We start from the raw sequence: 21,891 nt of genomic DNA, 5'->3' as shown, positions 1-21,891 counted from the left end.
TTGTGCGGGACGGGGTCAGCCGACCTGGAAGGTGTACGTGGCGGAGGTCGGGCCGACCTTGGTGCCGTTCGCCAGCGTGCCGCTCACCTGGAACGTGGCGGTGTACGAACCGGCCTTCGTGAAGACCCAGTTGGCGTGGTCGTGCTCGCCGGCCGCGACGTCCTTGCTGTTGGTGAGCGTCGCGTCGCCGCTGTCGAAGTAGCGGTTGCTCTTCGGGCAGAGGCCGTTCTTGTAGACGGTGAGCTTGCCCGGGCCGCTGACGGAGGTGAGCTTGACCTGCACCTTGTCGCTCTGGAAGACGCCGGTGGAGAGATGCTCGCCGGAGAAGCCGGGCCAGAGCAGGTTGGCGTTCTCGACCTGCGGCAGTCGGTACACGGTGGCGCCGGCCGTACCCAGGTGGCTGTAGCAGGTGCCGCTCGGCACGGTGTACGCGGAAGCCGGCAGGGACTGGAGGACGACGTCCGCCGGGGCGTACTCGACATCCGGGGTGACCGACTCGTCGTGGACGTGGAGGTCGAGGCCGACCCCGTCGTACTCGACGTCGAGGACGTCGACGTGCCCCTTGGAAAGAGTGGTCCCGGCGGCGTGGGCAGCGGTCATCCCGCCGACGGCGATGGCCGCGGCTATGGAACCGGCAACGGTGAGAGTGCGCGTGAAGGCACGCAAAAGAAGCCCCCCTTGGGCATGGGTTGAGTGTGCACGAACAAGCAAGACGATAATCGTTTTCAACTAGAGCCACAAGCGAGCGCCCGGTTACCGGCCGCTGCAGGCGCGACTGCCGTCAACGTCAAGTCGACCAATTGGAATCGACATCCATTTTCATCTAAGTTGAGCGCGGCACTGTCCCCCAACACCCCCGGAGGTCCCCATGGCCGTTCCCAAGCGGAAGATGTCCCGCAGCAACACCCGCAACCGCCGCGCCCAGTGGAAGGCGACCACCGCCCAGCTGGTGCCCATCACGGTCGACGGCTCGGTGTACCTCGTGCCGCAGCGGCTGGTGAAGGCGTACGAGCGCGGCCTGATCCGCCCCGAGGGCTGATCCCCGTGACGTACACGCCGATGCAAGGCCGGCTGCCCGTGACCGTCCTGTCCGGGTTTCTCGGCGCGGGGAAGACCACCCTGCTCAACCATGTGCTCGGCAACCGCGAAGGGCTGCGGGTGGCGGTCATTGTCAACGACATGAGCGAGGTCAACATTGACGCTGCGCTGGTGAGCGGCGGCGAGGCGGCTTTGTCCCGCACCGAGGAGCGGCTGGTCGAGATGACCAACGGGTGCATCTGCTGCACCCTGCGCGACGACCTGCTCGAAGAGGTCGAGCGGCTGGCCCGCGAGGGACGCTTCGACTATCTCCTGATCGAGTCCAGCGGCATCTCGGAGCCGATGCCCGTGGCCGCCACCTTCTCCTTCCCGCGCGAAGACGGCGCCACCCTCGGCGATCTGGCCTGCCTGGACACGATGGTGACCGTGGTGGACGCCGCGAACTTCCTGGCCGAGCTCGGCGGCGGCGACGAGCTCGTCGCGCGCGGTCTCGACCAGTACGAGGACGACGAGCGCACCGTCAGCGATCTCCTCATGGACCAGGTCGAGTTCGCGGATGTCATCGTGCTGAACAAGCTCGACCTGGTCGGGCCCGACGAGGCCGCCCGACTTCGGGCGGCCCTGTCCCGGCTCAACCCCGAGGCCCGGATCGTGCCCGCCGTACGCGGCCGGGTGGCCCTCGAACAGGTGCTGGGCACCGGCCTGTTCGACGTCGAACGGGCCCAGCAGGCCCCGGGCTGGGTGAAGGAGCTCAACGGCGACCACGTGCCGGAGACGGAGGAGTACGGCATCTCCTCAATGGTGTTCCGCGCGGACCGGCCGTTTCACCCGCACCGGCTGTGGACCTTCGTCACCAAGAGGCTCGACAGCGGCACCTTCGGGCGGATCCTGCGCTCGAAGGGATTCTTCTGGCTCGCGAGCCGCCCCCGGGTGACCGGACTGTGGTCACAGGCGGGTGCGGTGGCCCGGTTCGAACCCTCGGGCGCCCGCGGCCCGGAAACCACGCAGGGTCAGGAGCTGGTCTTCATCGGCACCGGGCTGCGCACCGAGGCGCTCCGGGCGGCGCTCGACGCCTGTCTGCTCGGCTCGGACGAAGCCGTACCAGCCGAGGACGACTTCCCCGAGTGGGAGACGTACGGCATCGACGACGCGTGCGAGCACGAGCACGCAGCGGCCTGATTCCACCTCCGCCTTTGCGGTTCAGGCGCCAGACGCCGCAAGTCTCTCTGCGGCCGGCGGCTGGCGCTACTGCGACGACGGGAACCGGCTGAGCGTCGCTCCTCGAGCGGCGCCCGCCGCAGCGCCCTCGACGGCCGTCAGCTGCGCGGCACGCTCTTCCGCGCGCTCCGGATCTTTGCCCAGGCCGCCTTTCCTGCGGAGGTTGGCGATCAGCTGCCCGATGGGCAGCAGGTCGTTGTCGCGCTCGCCCCAGACGGCGTCCTGCCTCGGGGCCAGGTGCCCGTGCGCACGCCGGTACAAGCGCAGCATTGCCAGCTTCGTCTTCCAGGCTTCCTCCCCGGGTGCCTCGCACGCGATGACGATCACCGAGACCCTTGTCGAGATGCGGTGGCCACCGCCGAAGCCGCGGTGGCGAGCCGGGACGGGATCGGCACGATCGCCTCGTACGCCACCGAGGTGCCGCTCCCGTCGACCGGCACCTGGACTACCGCGGGCAAGGGCGGCGCCCAGGCCGACGTTGTGCTGGTCACCCCGGAGGCTGGAGTGCCGCTGCTGTTCATCGAGGTCGACGAGCACGCCGGACGGTCAACGAATCCGTCTCCTCCACACTCATTGTCAACGGCGGAATGGAGCCGCCGTGATGACGAGTCCAGCACTTTTTGCCCGTCGGCGAGCCTTTGGGGCTTGCTTGAGTCGTGTGCGGTGAATAGCTGCTTGCACGGTTCTGAGGGGGCGGGGACGCAGCAATGCGCCCCCGCTACCCGACTGATCATCAGCAAGGACGGGGCGTCGGCGATCGGCACCCTGGTCGAACGCACCACCCGCTACGTGATGCTCGTCCATCTGCCCGACGGCCGCAGCGCGGAACTGGTCCGCGACGCTCTCGTGGACACCGTCCAGGCCCTGCCCGCTCACCTGACGCGCTCGCTGACCTGGGACCAGGGCAGCGAGATGGCCGCTCATGGCTCCTTCACCATAGCCACCAACATTCCGGTGTACTTCTGTGATCCCGCCAGTCCCTGGCAGCGCGGCTCGAACGAAAACACCAACGGACTGCTGCGGCAGTACTTCCCGAAGGGAACCGACCTCTCGGCCCATACCCGCGAGCACCTGGACACGGTCGCCGCCGAACTCAACGGCCGCCCGAGGAAGACCCTCGCCTGGGAAACCCCGGCCCAGCGCCTGCATAAACTGATCGCAGCCTGACCAACCGACCACGTGTTGCGACGACCACTGGAATCCAAGGTAAGGGCCCGCGGGCACTTCCCGAACGACCAGGCCGCTATCCTGCGCGCATGCGCGGACAGTTCACCGGCTGGCCGGAGCAGGCCATGGACGTGTTGTGGCAGCTCCAGGGCGAACCGACCCACGCGACTCGCGAGCGCCACCGCGCGGACCGCGAACGCCTGGTCCGGCAGCCGATGATCGCCCTGCTCAACGAGGTCGCGGACACCGACCCCCGGTACGAGGACTTCTCCGTCTGGCACTACCGCACCGACTCCTGGTGGTGGCAGCACCAGGGCGCGGTGATCCGGCTCGGCCGCAAGATCGAGATCGGTCTCCGGTTCTCCCTGGACGGCCTGCGGATCCAGGGCGCCTGGTGGTACCCCGATCCCGGCCAGGTGGACATGTTCCGCAAAGCCGTGGCCTCCGAGGGGAGCGGCCGCGAACTGTCCGCCATCGTCGAGGACGTGCGGAAGAAGGGCTACGACATCTCCGGGGACGTGATGAAACGCCCCCCGCGCGGCTATCCGACAGACCACTCCCGTACGAACCTGCTGCGCCACCGTTCTCTGATCGCCGCCCGTCCCCTCGGCTGCGAGGAGTGGCTGCACACCCCCGAGGCGGTCGACCGAGTCCTCTCGGCCGCCGCTGACCTGGACGCCCTGCTGATGTGGCTGGTCCGCCACGTGAAGCGCGACGCCTGACATCACGAGGGCCCCGCGCGGCACGGGAGGAACCCAACCCGTGCCGTCGGCCCCGCGCTCAGATAGGTGACGCGCACCTTCAGCGCCGATCGGTGGTCCATCGCCCGATGACCGTCCGGCACCTCGGCCAGGGGGACGGCATGGTCGAAGACGGGCCCCGGATCGAGGACCCCGGAGAGCACATCCGGCAGGAGTTTGGGATTGTAGGCGCGGATTGGGGCGATGCCCCCGCGCAACGCGATGTTGCGGTCGAACATCCGGCGCAGAACGACCCCCGCGTTTTCCGCCGTACGGCGCCCCGACACAACCGACCGCACCGCCGTCCCGGGTGAGAGCGGGCCGTGAGACACCGCAGGTCAGCGGTCTGCCCGTCCGGAGCGGCCTCAGTAAACCTGGCGGGGGTGCACCGAGAGCTGAGACAACCGCAGATGAAGCAGCGTGAGACACCGCGAGAAGTCGCAGGTCACAGCCTCGGCGTATGCAAGGAAGCGCGAGACCCTACAGCTCTGTAGGGTTTCAAATTTCGCGGCACAATCTCAGCTCCGATGGCACATTGACCAAGCTGGCGGCTCGTGACCGGGCCCAGCTCGTCGTCATCGCCTACGAGTGCGGGCTGGTCAGTCCGGCGACCGAACCGGGTCGCGCGCAGGCGCCCGCATAAATCGCCGGCACGGTGTTACGTGTTCCGCCCCGGCCGTAGGCCGGCGCGGTGGATACTGCGGCCGTGGTAGCCGTAAATCGCTGCGCGGGGACGACGCGCGGGGGGCCGTTCCTGGGAGATGGTGAGACCACGAACGGAGGTTTCGCCATGATCGGAGCCCACTGCCTGACCACGGAGTACGGCGACGAGGCAGCCGTCGAGGAATGCCGCAGGTTCTGTGAACTGCTGGCCGGATACGCGCTCAAGACTCTCGCACCCGATGAGGCGAGCGCGGTGGGGTCTCACCTGGCAACCTGCGACACATGCCGGGACGAGCATGACTGCCTCGCAGCCGTGGCGGCACATCTGTCCCTTCTCCGCGACGCCCTGGCCTGCGGCAGAGGCCAAAATCGGCGGATGTGCGCGGTCACCCGGGCCGAATGCGGCCACGCCTCGCCCCGTCGCCGCAGCCCGGACCGGGCGGCCCTGCCCATGCAGATCACACTGTCCCAATGGGTCAGCAAGACCACGACGTACTTCGGGTGAGCGGATCTCGTGGAAGCGACGACGTTGCCCCTGCCGATAACCTCATCCGCCCTGGTGGGAGCCGGTGTGCGGTGATCTTTGGGATGTCGGGCGCGGGGCCGTGCGTCGGCGGGCTCTGGCAGGGGTGATGATCACCCGGCATCATGTTCGGTCGTGCTGCTGAGGCTGGCGTATCTGGGCGTGACAAACGCGTTGGCGATGCTGCGACTGCTGCCGATGGACGACCGGGACAAGGACGTGGGAATCCTGGCTCTATGCCATCAGATCAAGGTGCTGGAACGGCAGTTGGGCGGGCAGCGTGTGCGGTTCACGGCGAGCGGCCGGGTGTTCCTGGCGGCGTTGCTGCATCGTCTGCCGTCCCGGGTGCTTCGCGGGGTGTGGTTGGTGGTAGATCCGGACGCGCTGCTGCGCTGGCATCGTGATCTGGTCGCCCGCCGCCACGCGGCCCGGTCTCGGCCCAAGCGCTCGGGACGGCCGCGGACCGTGCGCTCGATCCGGCTCCTGGTGTTGCGGCTTGCGCGGGAGAACCTGAGCTGGGGGTAGCGCCGCATCCACGGCGGATTGCTCGTTCTCGGGATCAAGGTGGCCGCCTTTACGGTCTGGGGAATCCTCCGGGAGGCCGGGATCGACCCGGCGTCCCAACGGGCCTCAAGCACGTGGGCAGGCTTCCTACGCTCGCAGGCAGACGCCCTGCCGGCATGCGATTTCTTCGAGACGGTCACCTTGTCCGGGGCGCGGCTGTACGTGTTCGCGGTGATCGAGCACTCGAGCCGGCGGATCCGGATCCTGGGCGCCGCCGCGCATCGCAGCGCGTCCTGGGTAGCGCAGGCGGCGAAGAACCTCGTCATGGACCTCGAGGACGCGGGACGCCACGCGCGCTACATGATCAGGGACCGGGACGGGAAATTCCCCGCCCTGTTCGACGCGATCCTCAACGGTGCGGGCATTGAAGTCGTGCTCACCGGAGTCCGCATGCCCGGCATGAACTCAATCATGGAGAGATGGGTGCAGACCTGCCGACGCGAGCTGCTGGACCGGACCTTGATCTGGAACCAGCGGCATCTGCTCCACGCCCTGCGCGAGTTCGAACAGTTCTACAACTCCCACCGACCCCACCAGGGCATCGCCAACGCCCGCCCACTGCGTCCCTTGCCGACGCCGATCACCGATCCGGACCAGATCGCCCGCCTCGACATACGACGACGCGACTGCCTCGGCCACACCCTCCACGAGTACCAGCATGCGGCCTGAACTGGACGGATGAGGTTTTCGGCAGGCGCAGGATCTTGGTGGCTAATCCCAACTGTCATGCAGCGAGGCGGAGTTGGAGTCTGGCGAGGTGGCTGTGGCTGCCGCGGTCGAGGGGGTGGCCGTTCCACCAGGCGTTGAGTCGGATGAGGTTGAGGGCGGTGGCGCTGGTGGTGTGGTCGAGGTGGGTCTTGGCAAGGCCGCGGTAGCGGGCTCGGCGTAGGCCGGTGGTGTGGGTGGCCTGGCGGATGGCACCCTCGACCCCGGCGCGGAGCGCATAGTCACGTTGCCAGGTTCCGTTCTGTTGCTGGGCGCGGGCGGTGCGGATGGCCTCGGTGAGCTCACGGGGGTAGAGGCTGAGCCGGCGGCCCTTTCGTGAGCTGGTGCACTGCTCCTTGGTCGGACAGGGGATGCAGTCCAGGGCGGCGAAGGCGACGACGGTCTTGGCCACGCCTTCCTGGACGACGTCGTTCCAGGTGGCACTGATCTTTCCGGCCGGACAGACGGCTCGCTTGCGATCCCAATCGATGGCGAAGTCGTGTGCGGCGAAGCCTTGTTGGGCCTTGGCCTGGCGGGAGGTGTCGAGCAGGACCGGGGTGACCAAGGCGATGCCGTAGTCCTTGGCGGACGAGACGATCAGGTCGGCGCTGGGGTAGCCGGAGTCGAGGTAGTGCCGGGCGGGCAGCAGGTGGCGGCGGCGAAAGGCCTGGTGGATCGTGTCCAGGGCTTTACTGTCCGGCAGGGTGGAACAGGTGGTCGTGACATTGGTGATCAGGTTCGGGCGGGTCGGCCGGTCGCCGTCGGCCTGCGGGTGGCAGGTCTCCGAGACGTGCAGCTTGTAGCCGTTCCAGAACAGGTCACGCTTGGCGGACCAACGCGTGTCGGTGTCGTAGGGAGAGGCCAGGCGTATCGGGGCGGGCGGCAGGCCGTCGCCGCCGTCGTCGGTCCGCTCGCGCTGCCGGATCCGCAGCCTGCCGGCCCGGTCGGTGGTGCGGGTGTAGTTCTGCACCAGCACGCACCGTAGGGTCTGCACCGCGGGCAGCTCGCGCAGCCACCCCGGCGAGGCGGGCGCGTAGAGGGCCTGCAGCAGCGTGAAGCCGTCGGCGGCGTAGGCGAGCGCGAGTTCGTACTGCTTGGTCTTGGAACTCGGCAGTCGCCAGTTGTCGATCCGGTCCGCGTAGCGGTGGCTCCAGTCCTCCACCACCAGCACCTGATCGACCCATTCGGGGCATGCGGCGGCCAGCGCGTTCAGGGCAGCGCGGACGCTCTCGCCGACCAGCTCGAGCCGGTTCAGATCCCGCACCGCGGCAACGATGTGTGTGGAGTCGGTGCGCTGGCTGCCGCCCGCCTGCACCAGATCCAGGGTCTGCAGGCGCTCCAGCAACAGGTCCAGCACACGTTCCTCCAGGCCGTGGGCGACAACACGGGAGCGGAACTCTGACAGCACGCTGTGGTCGAAGCCCGGATCCTCCAGATCCAGGCCGAGTGCGTACTTCCAGGCGAGGTTCTCGCGAACCTCGTCAGCAGCCTGCCGATCCGTCAGGTTCGTAGCCTTCTGCAGCACTGTGACCAGCGCCAGACGCCCCGGCGACCAGCCCGGCTTGCCCACCTGGCCGAACGCGTCAGCAAAGGCCGCGTCCGGGAACAGCTCCCCGAGCCGGTCACGAACCTGCACCGCCAGAGGCGCCTCGCGCCTGCCCCGATACATCGCCCGGATCGCCGCCGCGACCTGCGGATCCGGCTCAGGCCAGGACTGCGGTTGCATCGACACGACACACACTCCGATCCCCAAGGAACCACGACAAGATCAACGACCAGCATGATCCCATCCGCTGGAACCACCGCTCCTACGGCGATCAACTCCGCGTCACAGCAACCGAATTCGAATTAGCCACCAAGATCGCGCAGGCGTGCATCCGGTGCAGCACCGGAGCTCTGCCGGTGATGTGCTGCTCCCACCTGTGTAGCCAGTCAGTGTGCTCGGGGGTGCCGGGTTGTGGTGTGGGGCATGCCGAGGCGTTCGAGCAGTAGTCCTTCTCGGGTGGACCAGGGGCAGATTTCGACGTTCTTGGCCCCGCAGGCTTCCATGAGGGCTTGTGCGATCAGGGCTCCGGCCAGGGACTGTTCGGCGCGGTGTCGGGAGATGCCCGGCAGTTTGGAACGGCGGGACGGTCCCGCGGTGGCCAGCAGGGAGACTGACGTGCGTAGTTGGGGTAGCGCGAGCTGCCGTCCGGCCCGCGGTGTCTTGCCCTGAGCGGCGGCGAGCCGGGCGAGCTGTTCGAAGGACTTGGAGCAGGCCAGCACCCGCCCGCCCGTTTCGGCCTGCGGCAGGCCGGGGACGGCTTCCAGGGACTGGCGCAGGTGCTGCCGGACCTCGGCCAGTCGGCGTGGAGATGGTGCGGTGCCGCCGGGAAGCCAGTCCCGGGTGATCCTGCGGGCGCCCAGGGGCAGCGAGTAGACGACGCGGGGCCGGTCTCCGGTGCCGGAGGCGATCTCTACCGTACCGCCGCCGATATCCAGGACCAGCAGCTGCCCGGCCATCGAGCCTGCCCACTGGCGGGCGGCCACGTAGGCCAGCCGTGCCTCCTCCTCGCCGGTCAGCACGCGAAGGCGGGTGCCGGTGGTGCGTGCCACGCGCGCGATGATCTCGTCGCGGTTGGGTGCGTCCCGGATGACGGAGGTCGCGAACGCGAACACTTCCGGCCCGCGCAGACGGGGGTCAGCGGCGACGGCCTCGGCCACTGCCCGTTCGACGCTCTTCACGCCGGTCTTGTCCAGCCGTCCCTTGCGGTCGAGGGTCTCGTGCAGTCTCAGCCGCACCTTGCGGGAGAACACCGGCTCCAGCACCGTCCCCGGGCGCCGTCGCACCACCGTCAGCAACGCACTGTGGCACCCGACATCGAGCACACCTGCCTGCCGCATCCCATCGCCTCCCCTGGCCTGGCCCTCGACCGGACCGGCTCCTTCCCCGATCCTCCGACAGCCCCGACGACGGTGCGACGGGGATTCCAGCCCACCGCGTGAGCATAACGTCACCATCCGTGCCCCCTCCGCCCCGGCCCACAGGGGTAGAGCTGCGCCGACGGACGGGCGGTGTCGGTAGCTCGCTCGGGTGATGGTGGCCAACGAAAAGACGAGGCTGGTCGTGCTGCGAGGGAACAGCGCCTCGGGGAAGTCGTCCGTCGCGGCGGGCCTCCGCGACCGTTTTGGCCGCGGTCTGGCGCTCGTGGGTCAGGACAACCTCCGCCGGATCGTTTTGCGTGAGCGGGACCGGGCTGGTGCGGCGGACATCAGCCGGATCGACCTGACGGCCCGCTACGCGCTGGACGCGGGTACCACGTTGTTCTCGAAGGGATCCTGTACGCCGGCCACTACGGCGCCTGGTAGATCATCACGTTCTGCCGTGCTTCCCCCTCCATTCCGTGAGCGCGGTGAGGGCGTTCTGGGCACGGGGGAGTTCGCCTCCGAAAGCACCGGCGGCGAGCAGCGGCCAGGTGTCGGTGAGTTCCGCCTCGATGGTGGTGGCGAGTCCGTTGTTGTCGTAGCCCCAGGTGGAGTCGAGGAAGAACTCTCCGGCCCAGGGGCAGGCACGGAAGCCGATGTCTGTGTCCATGGCGATCATGGAGGCCAGGAACTCGAACCGGGCGCATGCTTCGCGGTAAGCGGCGTCGTTGGGCTCGATGAGGCGGAAGGGTTCGCGCAGCGTGTCCTTCAGCCAGTTGCTCTGGGGGTAGTAGAACCTGCCCCCGTTCTCGGCAGGTTGCAGGCCGTGCATGCCGTCGGCGCTGAGGACCCGGTTGGGGTTGAGGAACCACGCCGGGCCCGGGCGGATGTGCCCGGAGTGGGGGACGGCCCACTCCGGGTGGTGAAGGGCGGTAGCCAGGAGTTCCTCGCGGCGGCTGAGGACGGCGGCGACGTCGATCGTCCAGGTGGCCAGCAGCGCCGGAAGGTGACGCAGCTTCTCCAGGTACTTGTTGTAGGTGCCCGGTGTGGTGTCGCGCAGGTGGACGAGGCGCTCGACGGCGCGCCGCCATACGTGGTCGTGCGAGCCGTCGTTGTGGAAGACCCCAGTGGCCAGCAGGTGCAACAGGGTGTCGCTGTCGGCTCGGTAGCCGCGGACGTTGGAGCCGAAGGTGTCCGCCCAGGAGTCGCAGGCGCAGACGAAGCAGGAGCTGCGCAAGCAACGACGGCGTCTCCAGGACGCCGGATGCCGCCGCTTCTTTGCCGGGCAGTCGCGCCGGCCCCGGCCCCGGCAGAACCGCATCGGCAGCGCGGCCGTGCGCCGCGATGCGCGCGCCCTGTCCCGGGTGCGGCACTCCACCGCGTGGCTGTGGTGACGATGCAGTGCACCGAGCCGGAGCCGGAGGAGGACCGAGACCGGGAGCCGGGCAAGCCCCGCCGCGGCCTGTTCCGCCGCCGGACCTGACCCGGGCAAGCCCAACGGGAGCCTGGGCAAGCCGCTCCGAACGGCGTACCCAGGCCCGCGAACCCGGCGCAATGAAGGGCCAGCTGCGAACCTCCTGGCCGTGATGCCGCTCGCGTGCGTCTCGCTGGGCATCATCCCGTTCACCGCGCAGCGCACCGTGTGGCCACTGGAGGCGTTCTACCTCCACGACGACTTCGAACGGCTGGATCGCCTGGAGGCCGCGCCCGCGATCCGGGCTGTCTGAACTGCCAGGGGCTTGCCCGGCCCTGAGGGAGCGGTGCCGTGCGGCGCGGAGGGGGGTTGCATCCAAGGGCGGGTGGACAGTGGGCTGGACGGTTGCTTTCAGCGGGGGACCGGAGGTACTGCCGCAGGTGTGGACCCCCCAAATCGGGCACCGCCCATTTCTGCAGGTCACCCCTTGTGGGCAAGCCGGTCCCGTGCGCCGACACCTCTTTCCCCCGCGATAGCCGAGGGAAAGAGGACTCCTTCGGGCCCCGGGGCCGGCGGGCTGCGGCGGAGGAAATCCCTGGTCGCCCGTTGATCGGGATAGCAGGCTCTGCCTCCACTCGAAGGGAGCTCCGCGATAACCGGTACGGAACGCGTCGACTGCACCGATTGCTTCGCCCTGCCGGGCCCCGACAACACCCGCATCGCGTACGTGAAGACCGGCGGCGGGATCAGCGAGACCTGGCACACCCCCGACTGCCCGGCCCTGGCGATCACACAGATCAACATGGAGGAGGGAAGCAAGCGGGTCCGAGAACAGGACGCATGGGCCCGGGGCGTCTTCCCCGCCGCGCACGAGCGGCTCAGGAAGGCCTCGGCCGCGATGCCCGCGGGCACCGCCGCCAGCCCTTCGTCGACGCCCTGAGCGAGCTGGTCCAGGCACAGGCCGACACCACCGGCATCGTCGTCCTGCACCGCTGGGCCGAGATCCTGGAGTGGCACTTCCCGCCGGAGCTCCCCGACCCCGACCGCACCACCGAGTAGCCACACCCGGGAACTCCACCGCTGGGGCGCCGGCGTTCCGTTGGGCCGGGGGATCTGGCCGCCGACCTGCGGGCCGATCCGGACACCCGGGTTGCATCGACCGGTCACGCCACTGACTTGCGGTTTGGCCGACGGCTGCGATCGGATCGGTCACACGGCCGGTCACCGGTCACGGCCGCAGACATATGACCGGTCACGAGTGCCGGGCAAGCCCAAGAGGACCCTGGGCAAGCTCACCGTGCGGCAGGCTTGCCCAGCCCCGGAGGCCGGCGGCCAGGACGCGACTTTAGTACTGGAGTGTCGGAGCTGGGCGAAGTAGGGGAGCGAACCGTGCACCGTCGGGCCGAGGGGCGCGCACCACGGGGGAGGGTGTCCCGTGACAGCGAACCTTGAGCGTGTGTCATCGAACCTTGAGCAGCACTGCCCCCAGGGCTTCCCTTAAGGGCTGGCCGTTGTCATGATCCAGCCATGGCTCACAGCAGCTCACCCGTCTACCAGGCGCGCTACGGCTGGGACTTCAGGACCGCTGGAGTCGTAGCGCTTTCCGCCGTCTTCACAGCAGTCCTGCTGCTCCCGGGCGTGCCGCTGTTCGCGCAGATACTGGGCCTGCCGCTCTTCGGCGGGGGCGGGCTGTTCATGTCGTACGTGGCGCTGAGCCGCAAGGTCGCGTTCCGGGTGGACGAGACGGGGGTGCTTCTTGGAGGGAGCCCCGCCCGGTACGGGGCCACCACCAGCCATGTGCCCTGGGATGACATCACAGGTTTCGTGCTCTGGCGCCAGGCTGCGGGCGGCGCTTCCCTGCCCTATGTCGGGGTCACCCGGCGGAAAGGCGCTCCGGCCCTGCCGGGAGATGGCCCAAAGGCCCGTGCTGCCCTCAAGTACCTCGTTCCGGTGCCGGCGGACGTCGCGCTGGCCTCACGGGCGGTGACCGGGTGGCGGCTGGACAAGGACCGACTGGTCACTGCCGTCGCCCACTTTGCGCCCGAGATCCCCGTGCGTGACCTCTCGTAGTCGACGTACGCCTTGTGCGCGCACGCTACGCGCGGTCGATCAAGATTCGTTGGCACGAAGCTCAGCGTTGGATGGCACAGGACAGGGGGGCCGCTGCTCGGGCATGTCGGCGTGTTTCGACATGACAAGAAAATCGAACACGCGATCTAATGCCGTCATGGACTCCGCCGCCTCACGATCTGGTGCAGGCCCAGCTGCGATGCGCCGGTTTGGTGTCAGTGGGGTGTTGTCAGTGACGGTTCGTTAGCTTGACAGGTTCGTGCTGGTCACACGCGCTGGTGGTGTGGACGTCACTGACGTGGAAGTGGTGTAGGGGTGGGCCGCTGCTGTCACGGACCGGTACACCACCAGGTGTCTCACTGTCGTGGAATCGGTGCTTCTTATCCGTGGAGGTGTGCCGGGTTCGAGGCTGGGTCTGGTTCGGGGCCGGTCTGATCGTGGGAGCGCATGGTGGTGGAACGGGACGGGTTGCCCGAGGCCGCGCGTGTGGGGATGCGTGTTACGGCGGTGGGTCGGTTGCTGGAGCTTCGTGCGGCTGCTGCGTTGACGTCGTCGCATGTGCGGGTGGCTGCGGGGGCGTTGGGGGTGTCGGAGCGGACGGTGTGGCCCACTGGATACCGAGGTCGGTGAGCGCGGTGGCGGCGCCGCCCGCGATCCATCCGTTCGCGTTCAGTGTCCCGGTGATTGGGTCGTTGCCCGTGACAGCGACCTTCAGGTGTTTCTCCTCGCCGGCGGGAAGTCCTTCGTCACTCCTTCCCGTGTTCGGTAGCGGCATTGAGTATGTGGCGGATGATGGCCGCGGTTTCGTTCGGGTTGTGGTCCAGCCAGTCGGTGAGGTGTTGGTGGACGACTTCTTGGACGTAGGCGTCTGCTTCGGGATTGCTGAGCCTGGTCCTGGTGGAGCCCTCGAAGGCGGGATGGGCGAGCTTTACGGAGACGACCGCGGTCAGGCCCTCGTGGATGGCTTCGGCGGTGATGTCCTCGTCGTCTGCGGATATCTGCCGCTGACGGCGCGCGTAATGGTTGACGAGGTCTGTGAGCGCGGTACGGAAGCCCTGTTCGTGGGCGCCGCCCTCATGGGTTCGGGTGCTGTTCGCGAAGGAGTGGAGCTTTCCCGGGGGCCAGGTGTTCCACTGCATGGCGACCTGTACGAAGATCGTCTCGTCCTGATTCTCCGACTCGAAGGCGATGGCGGGGGAGTGGACGAGACTCGGGGGGTAGGGGTTGAGGTGGGCGACGTAGGCCCGAAGGCCGTCCGCGTGGTGGTAGCGGACCGGCCGCTGCGGACGCTCGTCGGTGAGTGAGATGGCCAGGCCCCCGTTGAGGAAGGCAAGTTCCTGGAGGCGCTCCGACAGCGTGGCGAACGAGTAGCGGGTGGTGTCGAAGATGTCGGCGTCGGGCAAGAACGCAATTGCGGTGCCGTGTTCGCTCGTCTCCTCGTTCCTCGTCAAGGGAGAGATCGGGGTGCCCTTCTCGTACTCCTGGGTCCAGCGGTGGCCGTCTCGGTGGATCTCGACCGTGAGACGGCTCGACAGCGCGTTGACCACACACAGGCCCAGGCCGCTCAGGCCGCCGGAGACCCCGTAGCCGGTGTGGGGCTTGGAGCCGAAGGACAGCTCCGCGAGTTCGCGTTCGATGGCCGACTTGCCGGTGGGCTCCTGCACTTCGACGAGCAGGCCCCGCCCGTTGTCCGCGACGCGAACGCCGCCGTCCGCGGTGATCGTGACGTCGATGGTGTCGGCGTGGCCGGCAAGGTGCTCGTCGACGGCGTACGAGACGACCTCGTACACCAGTTGATGCAGGCCGCGCTCGCCGGTCGAGCCGATGTACATGCCGGGGCGCCTGCGTATCGCCTCGTGGCCCTGGAGTACCTGGATGTGACTGCTGGTGTACTCGTTCACGTTCGCGGGCTGATCGGGGTTGCCGGACTCGGTCATGAAGCACCCTCCCTGGGCCGTCCTGAGCATGTTTGTGGGTAGATGTCACCGAAGCAGCCGACGCTGCTTCCACGCCGTCGCCCGTGCATGTCCATCTTAGGTATCTGGGCGTAAATGCGCAGGTCAGGCCATATGTGATGAGGTCCCAGGTGGTCGTGTCCACGGCTTTACCGAAGCCGCCGTTCTGGGGGGCCGCCGCTGGGAGCGGAGCAGCGCGAAGGCCCCGCCGGAGGCGCGCGGGGGGCGTTCTCGGCTGGGTCCGAGGGGCCTTTCCCCGCTATTTTCCGGCAGGGTGCGACTCGTCTGTGCCGGAGGGCGCCCAGGACGCCGATGACGACGACGTCCGGGTAGGCATCTACGAGTTGGCACGGCAAAAGCCCGCATTCTGACGCGGGCCGGTTCCTCCCCCTTGCCCGTCCGGGCTGTGCCGGAGAAGCGGTAGCAGGGCCACGGCGGCGTTGTACGCGGCACACGCCGCTGTGGCTGGCCGCGAGGACGCCGCCACCTTCGAACAGGAGGTCGCCTACGTCAGGCGAACGCCCGCGCAGGCCGCCCGCGCCGACCTGCGGGTGTCGCTGCGCGGCCCGCTGCCCGCCCTGCTGGACCGCTCCGACCTGCCGGACCGCCTGGCCGGCGTCCTGGAGTGGGTGTGGCGGGAGACGGTGCTGCCCACCTGGCCGCGGCGCAGGGCGGTCCTGGAGTCGGATGTGGTGGCCCGCACCTGCCGGCTGAGCCTGGGCGGCTGGGCCGCGGCGCTGGGAGAGCTGCGGCCCGGGATGCGCTGGCTCGGCGAGAGCCGGCTGCAGATCAACGCCTTCGACTATCCACCGATGAAGGTCTCGGGGACGGGCCTGATGTTCCTGCCCGTCACCCCCTACCGGGGATGGGTCACGGCCGAGGAGCCGCATCGGTACGCGGTGATCTACCCGTGCGCGGGAGCGCTGGCCGAGGGGGAGCGGACCCCGGTGCCCCACTCGCTCGGCAGGCTGCTCGGGACCGGGTGGGCCACGGTGCTGACGCTGCTCGACACACCCAAGAGCACGACGCAGCTCGTCGCCCTGACCGGGCAGCGGCTTGGTTCCGTGGGCCGGCATCTCAAGGTGCTACTCGACGCGTGGCTGGCACAGCGGCGCCGGGCGGGGCGGTCGGTGCTCTACTACCGGACCGCCGCGGCCGACGTGCTCGTCCGGGCGCGGCACGGGCGGGGACCGGCGGCGGACGGCCGGAGCACAGAGCCGTCATAACGCTCCGGACCCGGAGCCGGACCTGGTGCGCGGACGGCCGGTCCGCCGCCGATCGCGCGCTCACTCCACCTCGGTCGGCGTCCCCGCCCCGCTTCGTTGCGCGGCACGGGCCGGCAGGGCCGTCGAGACGAAGGCCAGGAGCACGGCTGTCGCGATGACGGCAAGACACGGCACGAGTGGTGCGTACGGTGTCGCGGCGCCGGTCATGCCCAGGCTGTACGCGGTCAGGGTCGCGCAGGCCACCGCCGCTCCCAGAGCGATCGCGAGCAGGGTGACCGTGAGCGTCTCCCAGCGGAGCATCGCGCGCAGTTGGCGGCCGGTCGTGCCGATCATGCGCAGGAGAGCGAGCTCGCGGCGCCGGGCGGACGTCGACATCACGAGGGTGTTGACCACGGCGATCGCGGTGAAGGCGATCACGAGTCCCATCGCGATGTAGTTGACCTGGGCCTGCGCGCCTTCCTGGGTGCGGCGTGCCGCTGCCACGGCGGTGCGGTCCAGGACGTGGACCGTGGGGAAGGGACGCAGCGCGGTGGTGAGCGCCGACCGGCTCGGCGCCCCGGCCACCAGGACCGACGAGGACAGCGGCTGGTCGACATGCGCCGCCACCAACCGGTGCGGGAGCAGCAGATCGCCGAAGCCCAGCCCGCGTTCGTAGACGGCGGACACTTCGAGGTCCTTCTTGACTCCGTCGCCGAGTGTGAGGGGGATGTGGTCGCCGACCTGCGCGTGCCGGGTACGGGCCGCCAGTTCGCTGAGCGCCACCGTTCCGTCGCCCATTGCGGCGAGCGTGCCCGCGGTGACCTCCGGGTCGAGGGTCCGGGCCAGACCCGGTGAACTCACGCCCTGGGCGGGGAACTTGTCCTGCCCGATCCGCACCGTGGTGCGGACGACCTCCGTCACCGTCGTCCCCGGCACCCGCTCGCGCACGGCCTGTGCGGCCACGGTCGGGACACCGGGCTCCGAGGCGGTGAGGACGTAGGGGGCGCGTGTGCCGGACGCGGCCTGCTCGCCCGCCGAGTGACTCGACGTCGTCTGCGTGAACAGGATCGTCGAGGCCATCGCCACGGCCAGGCTCAACGGGGTGACCACGGCCGCGACACGCCGGGCGCCGGCACGGGTGTTCCGTGCGGCGAGAAATCCGGAGGCCGGGGAGATCCGCTGTGCGATCCCGCCCGTCACCCAGGTCGCGGACCGGGCGAGCGACGGGCCGAGCAGCGCGATCGCCGCGGCCGCGACGATCACCGACAGGAACGTCACCGGGGTGGCCGCCGCGTCGGTCTTCAGCCCGGACAGGACCACGACCAGGACGACGTACCCGACGGCGGCCAGGACACCCGCGACGACCCGGCCGGCGTGCGGCCGCTCCGAGCCGAGCGCCGCCGCGGCGAGCCCCTCCGTAGGGCGCATCCGGGCCGGCCCGCGGGCGGACACCCGCGCCGCACCCCACGCGGCGAGCAGCGTCGCGAGGAACGCGGCGACGGGCGGGAACGCGCTCACGGTGAGCTCCAGGGTGTCCGGCAGCGCCCCCACGGCCACGAACCGCCCGTGCATCCAGCGGGCCAGGAACAGCCCCGCGACCGCCCCGGGCGGCCCGGCCAGCAGCCCCACGACCAGTGCCTCGCGCCCCACCATGCGCCGCAGTTGGCGCGGCGTCGCGCCGACCGCCCGCAGCAGGGCCAGTTCCCGGGCCCGCTGCTGGATCGACAGTGCGAAGGTCCCGGCCACCACCAGCAGGGCGACGAGCAGCGACGTACCGCCCATCGCACCGCCCAGACTGATCAGGCTGACCCGCGCCTTGCCGGCGTCGATGAACTCGACGGGCCCGCGGTCGTCCCCCGACCGCACCTCCAGCGAGGGCGTGCCGGACACCGCCTCGAGAGCCCGGGCGCGTACGTCGCTCACCGTGGCGCCGGGGACCGTGAGCAGGCCGAGCGCGGAGACCTGCCCCGGGTGTCCGGCCAGGCGCCGCGCCTGCTCCGTGCTGAAGAACAGCGTCGACTGGCGGGCCAGGGCGTCACGGCCGGCCGGTGCGGCGATGCCGACGACCTCGTACACGGAGGGTGCGCCGGTCGACTGCACGGTCACCTTCGCGCCGGTGCGCAGCCCGCTGCTGGCGTCGGCCACGATCTCGTCCGCCCCGGTCGGCGCCCGGCCGTCGCGCAGCGCGAACGGCGTGAGCCGCGCCGACTCCCAGGCGTGGCCCCACGACGCCCCCTCGGCGAGCGGGCGGACAGCCAGCAGGTCGAACAGCTGTTGAAGAGGGGCAAATCCTATACGTCGTCGCAGGTCACGTAAGGCCTTCTCCGAAGGTCTGGGGACCGGGCCGCTCAGGCCGGTGACCAGCTTCTCCCAGACCAGTCTGGCTCCCAGATGCTCGAACAGCCCCAGTGCCAGGACGAAGTAGACCCCGACCCGGGACGGCAGGTCCCGCAACCGCCGCTCGCGCGTACGGGTCTCCTCCAGCACGGCATCGACCAACTCGAACGGCACAACCTGCGTCAACTCCCCGATGTGCCCCGGAGCAAAGACATCCACCGCGTCCGACGTACCAGCCCCGCCATACTCAGACACCTGCATCCCCCGGTTCAGAAAGATCTTGATAGATCTCCTCAACAGCACGACCCTCACTGCTATGCCGCACCCGTTGACACCCGCTGCGAGGCCCTAACTTCGTGGCATTGCATGATCACCCGGGGGTGGTGCGTTGATCACTTGAGGGTGCCTTCGTTTGTGGAGTAGTGGTCGGGGCAGAGGTGAACCAGCGACTGGGCGATACCCGGTTCCCATGCTGTACTCAGCTTTGAGGCGATCGGAGAGTGAGTGACCAGATGATCGAGCGTTCCCACCGCTCGGTGGCAGCGAGCCCGCCGTCCTGTGCCGATCCCGTCTTCGCCGAGGCGATGGATGCACGCCTGTGGAGGTGAGCGCGTGAGTTCTGAGGGGTTTCAGCACGTCAAAGTCGGCGACATCGATATTGCCTACGTTGAGTCCGGCCAGGGTGAACCGCTGGTTCTGTTGCATGGCGGGGAGAGCCATAGGGGACAGTTTGATGCCTTCCGCCCCCTGTTAGGCGCTGGAATCCTGGCCATCAGCTTCGACCAGCGTGACACCGGCGACACACTCAACGGGCCCGAGCCGTACGACATCGTTCGGCAAGCTGCTGACTGCGCCGACTTCCTTGCCGCGCTGGGATTTGAGCGCGCTCATGTTATGGGAGTGTCGTACGGCGGAGCGATCGGAATGCACCTGGCGATCCACTACCCCCAGCGGGTCGCGTCTCTCATACTGTCAGGCGCCACCCCGAGCTGGACCATGACCGAGAGCCTTGGTGACCGCATCGTCGCCATGGGGCCGGACGCGCGGGCGCAGTTCGTGCTGGACCTGCTCCTCACACCCGAGGGGCAGGCGAACGACCCGCAGCTCGTCGCCGACACCAAGCGCGCCCTGCGGGGGCGTCCCGTAGACGCCGACGCACGCCGCATGACAGCGATTCAGAACCACGACTGCACTGACCGGCTGCATGAAATCACGGCTCCTACTCTCGTGCTGCATGGCGCGGAGGACCCCATCGTCCGCGCTCAGGTCGCCGAACTCATGGCATCGGAGATCCCTGGCGCACGTCTGGTGATCCTGCCGCGTACTCGGCACGGCATCACCTTCGAGGCCCGTGAGCAGGCCGCACGCCTGGCGCGCGACTTCGTGCTGAGCCATGCCATGGGTACAGTCAGCACCGGAAACGGAGGCTGACAGGAGCGGTCACTGCGCGGTCGGACGTCGTTGCGGTTGGCGGAAGCCGAGTTGGCGCTGTATCGGCCTTGCGCGGCCTCCCGACGTGCCTCACGGAGCACGGACCACTCGGTGAAGGGGCGGATGACCCGGCGGCGGGCCGCCCGCAGGTGAGCCCCCAACCGTTACGGTCGTCGCCGAAGCGCGCACACGCCGTCCCTGGGCGGCACGCGAGCGGCTGACCGAGAAAGTGCCCCGCTCGCCGACCTCGTACGGGAGTAGAACCCGCCCGCGACCGATCGGCGTCAGTCGCGGGCGGGAGATCAGGGCCTGCGCTGCGGGTATGTTTGCGGCTGGGCCGAGACGGGCAGGGCGCATGGACGCTTGTGCACGTAGATCGTGATGCCGGGGCCCGACGCTCCGGGCACGTCGTACGGCTTCGACTCCTCGCGGGTCACGGGCTGGTGGCAGCGTTCGCACATCATCGGCGGGCCCCCTCCACGCACGGGTGAGGCGGACCGCGGTCGGGCAGGGCAAGCAGCGGCAGGCCGCGCACCCGTAGGTGTGGCGCACCAGGACTCGGTACGCATCGTCGCCGCGCGGGTGGCTGGGTTTCTTCAGGGTTGTCACTGGTGGCACTTCCAGCAGGTGGGGCAGCAGCGGGGGAACCATCCGGCCGCGGTGCCATGCGCGTCGACCGGGCGGGGCCCGAGGTCGTGCGCCGCGCCGATAGCCAGAGGGGCACCGCACCAGACGCAGTTCGCGCCGCGCTGCTGCGCGTCGGACAGTGTCACCGGATCAGGAAGATCAAGCAGAGGTGACGCGGCAGCGGATGGGGGCATGGCCGTCTCCATGTCGGTGACCGGCGCACAGCCACAGGAGACGATTGGCCAAGGCTGGGTTTGCCCCGCCAAGACGACGGCTCCTGCAGGGATGAGGCCGCGGGTGACGGCGCCGCAGGTCCAGCCGGCTTCGCCGTGGAGGCGAGCGATGCTCACCTGGCCGTCGACGAGCACAGGGGTGGTCATGGGGCCCCTCGTCTCTACCTGTGTGGTGCGGACAGATAGATCGTGGGGCCTGGGAAGGGGCGCAACTGCTACTGCTTGTAGCAGTTCGTCAAACGGCGCCGATCCACTGGGCGAAGTGCGACAGGCTCTCGGCGCCGGCTCGGTGGAAGCGTCGCAGATCCCTGGCGACCTCGCGCGCCCACGGGTGCTCGCGGGTGTGCTGCGGCGCCGCCGCGCGGGCCACCTTGAGGCTCTCGAAAGCGTCCGCGGGGAGACCTGCCCAGTTCTGCGCGCGGGCGAGCTCGATGTAAAAACCGCTGCGGCGCTCGGCTGGCAGATCGGCAGGAGGCTTCCACTCGGTAGCCACGCGAAGGGCGCGGTCGACGTGCTCACGGCCGAGGCTGACGGCGACGGAGACTTCGTGGATGCGGACAGAGTCAGGGCCGAACGTCGTGCCAAGGTAGATGCCTTCGCGCGCGACCTGGTCACCGAGCTGGTGGGCATGCTTCAGGTGGGTATCGGCGGAGTCGGCGTTGCCCGCACGTCCGGCAATGACGGCGGCCCGCATGTGGAGAGCGCCGCGTGCGGCGGCTTTTGTGCGGGAGGTAGATGCGGGGGCGGCTTCGATCGCCTGCTCCAGTGCGGCGAGGCCGACGGTGTGGGCGCGGGCTGCGAAAAAGATCTCGGTCCGTACGTATGCCGTGGCGGCCTGAACGAGAGGATCGGTGGAGCGGTCGGCTGCCCAGCGCATCAGGTCGAGTAGCCGGGCGGACAGGTCGTGGGCGCCGTACTTGAACGCGATCGCGTCGCCGCTGCGGGCGGCGGAAACCAGCGATCGGAGGGCTTCCTGGTGGTCGGCGGTGCGCGCGGTGTGGACGTCGCGGACGGCGTCAGAGAGGAGATTGGGGATGGAGGTCGCGATTCGCCCGTACTACGCGGCAAGTGATGATCTGCGGGTTTTTGTCGGTGGT

The 21,891-nt window shown here is 69.2% G+C and carries 13 protein-coding genes and 10 pseudogenes; 14 read left to right on the top strand and 9 right to left on the bottom strand.

Going from position 1 to position 21,891, the window contains the following annotated elements:
• Nucleotides 1-15 precede the first annotated feature (15 nt).
• Entirely contained in the window at nt 16-666 is a 651-nt protein-coding gene (locus OG395_RS01475; protein WP_327241237.1) for a choice-of-anchor M domain-containing protein, read from the bottom strand.
• A gap of 202 nt (nt 667-868) precedes the next feature.
• On the opposite strand from OG395_RS01475, the gene rpmF reads away from it, so the two are divergent.
• The gene (gene rpmF / locus OG395_RS01470) at nt 869-1,039 is read left to right on the top strand and encodes a 50S ribosomal protein L32 (protein ID WP_327241236.1); all 171 of its coding nucleotides are present in this window, start codon (nt 869-871) and stop codon (nt 1,037-1,039) included.
• Between the two features lie 20 nt (nt 1,040-1,059).
• Entirely contained in the window at nt 1,060-2,217 is a 1,158-nt protein-coding gene (locus tag OG395_RS01465) for a GTP-binding protein (RefSeq protein ID WP_327249224.1), read from the top strand.
• Nucleotides 2,218-2,343: 126 nt separating this feature from the next.
• Here the strand turns inward: OG395_RS01465 and OG395_RS01460 are convergent.
• Nucleotides 2,344-2,559: pseudogene (locus tag OG395_RS01460) on the bottom strand (helicase associated domain-containing protein); the annotation flags it as partial.
• Between the two features lie 441 nt (nt 2,560-3,000).
• On the opposite strand from OG395_RS01460, the pseudogene OG395_RS01455 reads away from it, so the two are divergent.
• Together OG395_RS01455 and OG395_RS01450 are read left to right on the top strand one after the other, a co-directional pair.
• Nucleotides 3,001-3,423, top strand: a pseudogene (locus OG395_RS01455) (IS30 family transposase); the annotation flags it as partial.
• Nucleotides 3,424-3,512: 89 nt separating this feature from the next.
• Nucleotides 3,513-4,145, top strand: a complete 633-nt coding sequence (locus tag OG395_RS01450) for a DUF2461 family protein (RefSeq protein ID WP_327241235.1) — start codon at nt 3,513-3,515, stop codon at nt 4,143-4,145.
• 2 nt (nt 4,146-4,147) lie between these two features.
• Here OG395_RS01450 and OG395_RS01445 read toward each other — a convergent pair.
• A pseudogene (locus OG395_RS01445) lies at nt 4,148-4,478 on the bottom strand (hypothetical protein); the annotation flags it as partial.
• A 220-nt stretch (nt 4,479-4,698) separates the two neighbouring features.
• On the opposite strand from OG395_RS01445, the pseudogene OG395_RS01440 reads away from it, so the two are divergent.
• The 3 genes and pseudogenes from OG395_RS01440 to OG395_RS01430 form a co-directional block, all read left to right on the top strand.
• Nucleotides 4,699-4,806 (top strand): annotated as a pseudogene (locus tag OG395_RS01440) (DNA-binding response regulator); the annotation flags it as partial.
• A 147-nt stretch (nt 4,807-4,953) separates the two neighbouring features.
• Nucleotides 4,954-5,331 carry a zf-HC2 domain-containing protein gene (locus OG395_RS01435; protein WP_327241234.1) on the top strand — a complete coding sequence of 126 codons (378 nt, stop codon included), beginning with the start codon at nt 4,954-4,956 and terminating at the stop codon, nt 5,329-5,331.
• 153 nt (nt 5,332-5,484) lie between these two features.
• A pseudogene (locus OG395_RS01430) lies at nt 5,485-6,582 on the top strand (integrase core domain-containing protein).
• 55 nt (nt 6,583-6,637) lie between these two features.
• Here OG395_RS01430 and OG395_RS01425 read toward each other — a convergent pair.
• Together OG395_RS01425 and OG395_RS01420 are read right to left on the bottom strand one after the other, a co-directional pair.
• Nucleotides 6,638-8,344, bottom strand: a complete 1,707-nt coding sequence (locus OG395_RS01425) for an IS1182 family transposase (protein WP_327249223.1) — start codon at nt 8,342-8,344, stop codon at nt 6,638-6,640.
• Nucleotides 8,345-8,550: 206 nt separating this feature from the next.
• Nucleotides 8,551-9,501 (bottom strand): Ppx/GppA phosphatase family protein, encoded by a 951-nt coding sequence (locus OG395_RS01420; protein WP_327241233.1) that lies wholly within the window; start codon nt 9,499-9,501, stop codon nt 8,551-8,553.
• 193 nt (nt 9,502-9,694) lie between these two features.
• Here OG395_RS01420 and OG395_RS01415 point away from each other — a divergent pair.
• Nucleotides 9,695-9,957, top strand: a pseudogene (locus OG395_RS01415) (kinase); the annotation flags it as partial.
• Between the two features lie 13 nt (nt 9,958-9,970).
• On the opposite strand, the gene OG395_RS01410 reads toward OG395_RS01415, so the two are convergent.
• Nucleotides 9,971-10,759: a hypothetical protein gene (locus OG395_RS01410; protein WP_327249751.1), complete on the bottom strand. Its 789-nt coding sequence runs from the start codon at nt 10,757-10,759 to the stop codon at nt 9,971-9,973.
• Between OG395_RS01410 and OG395_RS01405 the strand changes: the two are divergent.
• From OG395_RS01405 to OG395_RS01390, 4 genes and pseudogenes are all read left to right on the top strand, one after another.
• Nucleotides 10,725-10,916 (top strand): annotated as a pseudogene (locus OG395_RS01405) (hypothetical protein); the annotation flags it as partial. The gene OG395_RS01410 and the pseudogene OG395_RS01405 sit on opposite strands and share 35 nt — an antisense overlap.
• A gap of 151 nt (nt 10,917-11,067) precedes the next feature.
• Nucleotides 11,068-11,198 (top strand): annotated as a pseudogene (locus tag OG395_RS01400) (transcriptional regulator); the annotation flags it as partial.
• A gap of 578 nt (nt 11,199-11,776) precedes the next feature.
• The gene (locus tag OG395_RS01395; RefSeq protein WP_327241232.1) at nt 11,777-11,995 is read left to right on the top strand and encodes a hypothetical protein; all 219 of its coding nucleotides are present in this window, start codon (nt 11,777-11,779) and stop codon (nt 11,993-11,995) included.
• A 468-nt stretch (nt 11,996-12,463) separates the two neighbouring features.
• Nucleotides 12,464-13,006 carry a hypothetical protein gene (locus tag OG395_RS01390; RefSeq protein WP_327241231.1) on the top strand — a complete coding sequence of 181 codons (543 nt, stop codon included), beginning with the start codon at nt 12,464-12,466 and terminating at the stop codon, nt 13,004-13,006.
• 746 nt (nt 13,007-13,752) lie between these two features.
• Here the strand turns inward: OG395_RS01390 and OG395_RS01385 are convergent.
• Nucleotides 13,753-14,943 (bottom strand): ATP-binding protein, encoded by a 1,191-nt coding sequence (locus tag OG395_RS01385; protein ID WP_327241230.1) that lies wholly within the window; start codon nt 14,941-14,943, stop codon nt 13,753-13,755.
• 500 nt (nt 14,944-15,443) lie between these two features.
• Here OG395_RS01385 and OG395_RS01380 point away from each other — a divergent pair.
• Nucleotides 15,444-16,187 (top strand): annotated as a pseudogene (locus tag OG395_RS01380) (winged helix-turn-helix domain-containing protein); the annotation flags it as partial.
• A gap of 60 nt (nt 16,188-16,247) precedes the next feature.
• Here the strand turns inward: OG395_RS01380 and OG395_RS01375 are convergent.
• Complete coding sequence (locus OG395_RS01375) at nt 16,248-18,764, bottom strand: transposase domain-containing protein (RefSeq protein WP_442818494.1); 2,517 nt, start codon at nt 18,762-18,764, stop codon at nt 16,248-16,250.
• Between the two features lie 351 nt (nt 18,765-19,115).
• Here OG395_RS01375 and OG395_RS01365 point away from each other — a divergent pair, with 351 nt between their 5' ends.
• A complete protein-coding gene (locus OG395_RS01365; RefSeq protein WP_327241229.1) occupies nt 19,116-19,934 on the top strand; it encodes an alpha/beta fold hydrolase in 819 nt (272 codons plus the stop codon).
• Between the two features lie 1,095 nt (nt 19,935-21,029).
• On the opposite strand, the pseudogene OG395_RS01360 reads toward OG395_RS01365, so the two are convergent.
• Nucleotides 21,030-21,851: pseudogene (locus OG395_RS01360) on the bottom strand (transcriptional regulator); the annotation flags it as partial.
• Nucleotides 21,852-21,891: the final 40 nt, after the last annotated feature.

The sequence above is a fragment of the Streptomyces sp. NBC_01320 genome (genome assembly GCF_035974375.1).
GTDB classification, from domain to species: Bacteria; Actinomycetota; Actinomycetes; order Streptomycetales; family Streptomycetaceae; genus Streptomyces; species Streptomyces yanii.
Note: the sequence above shows the minus strand (reverse complement) of the source record. Positions and strands in the feature narration are given on the sequence as shown.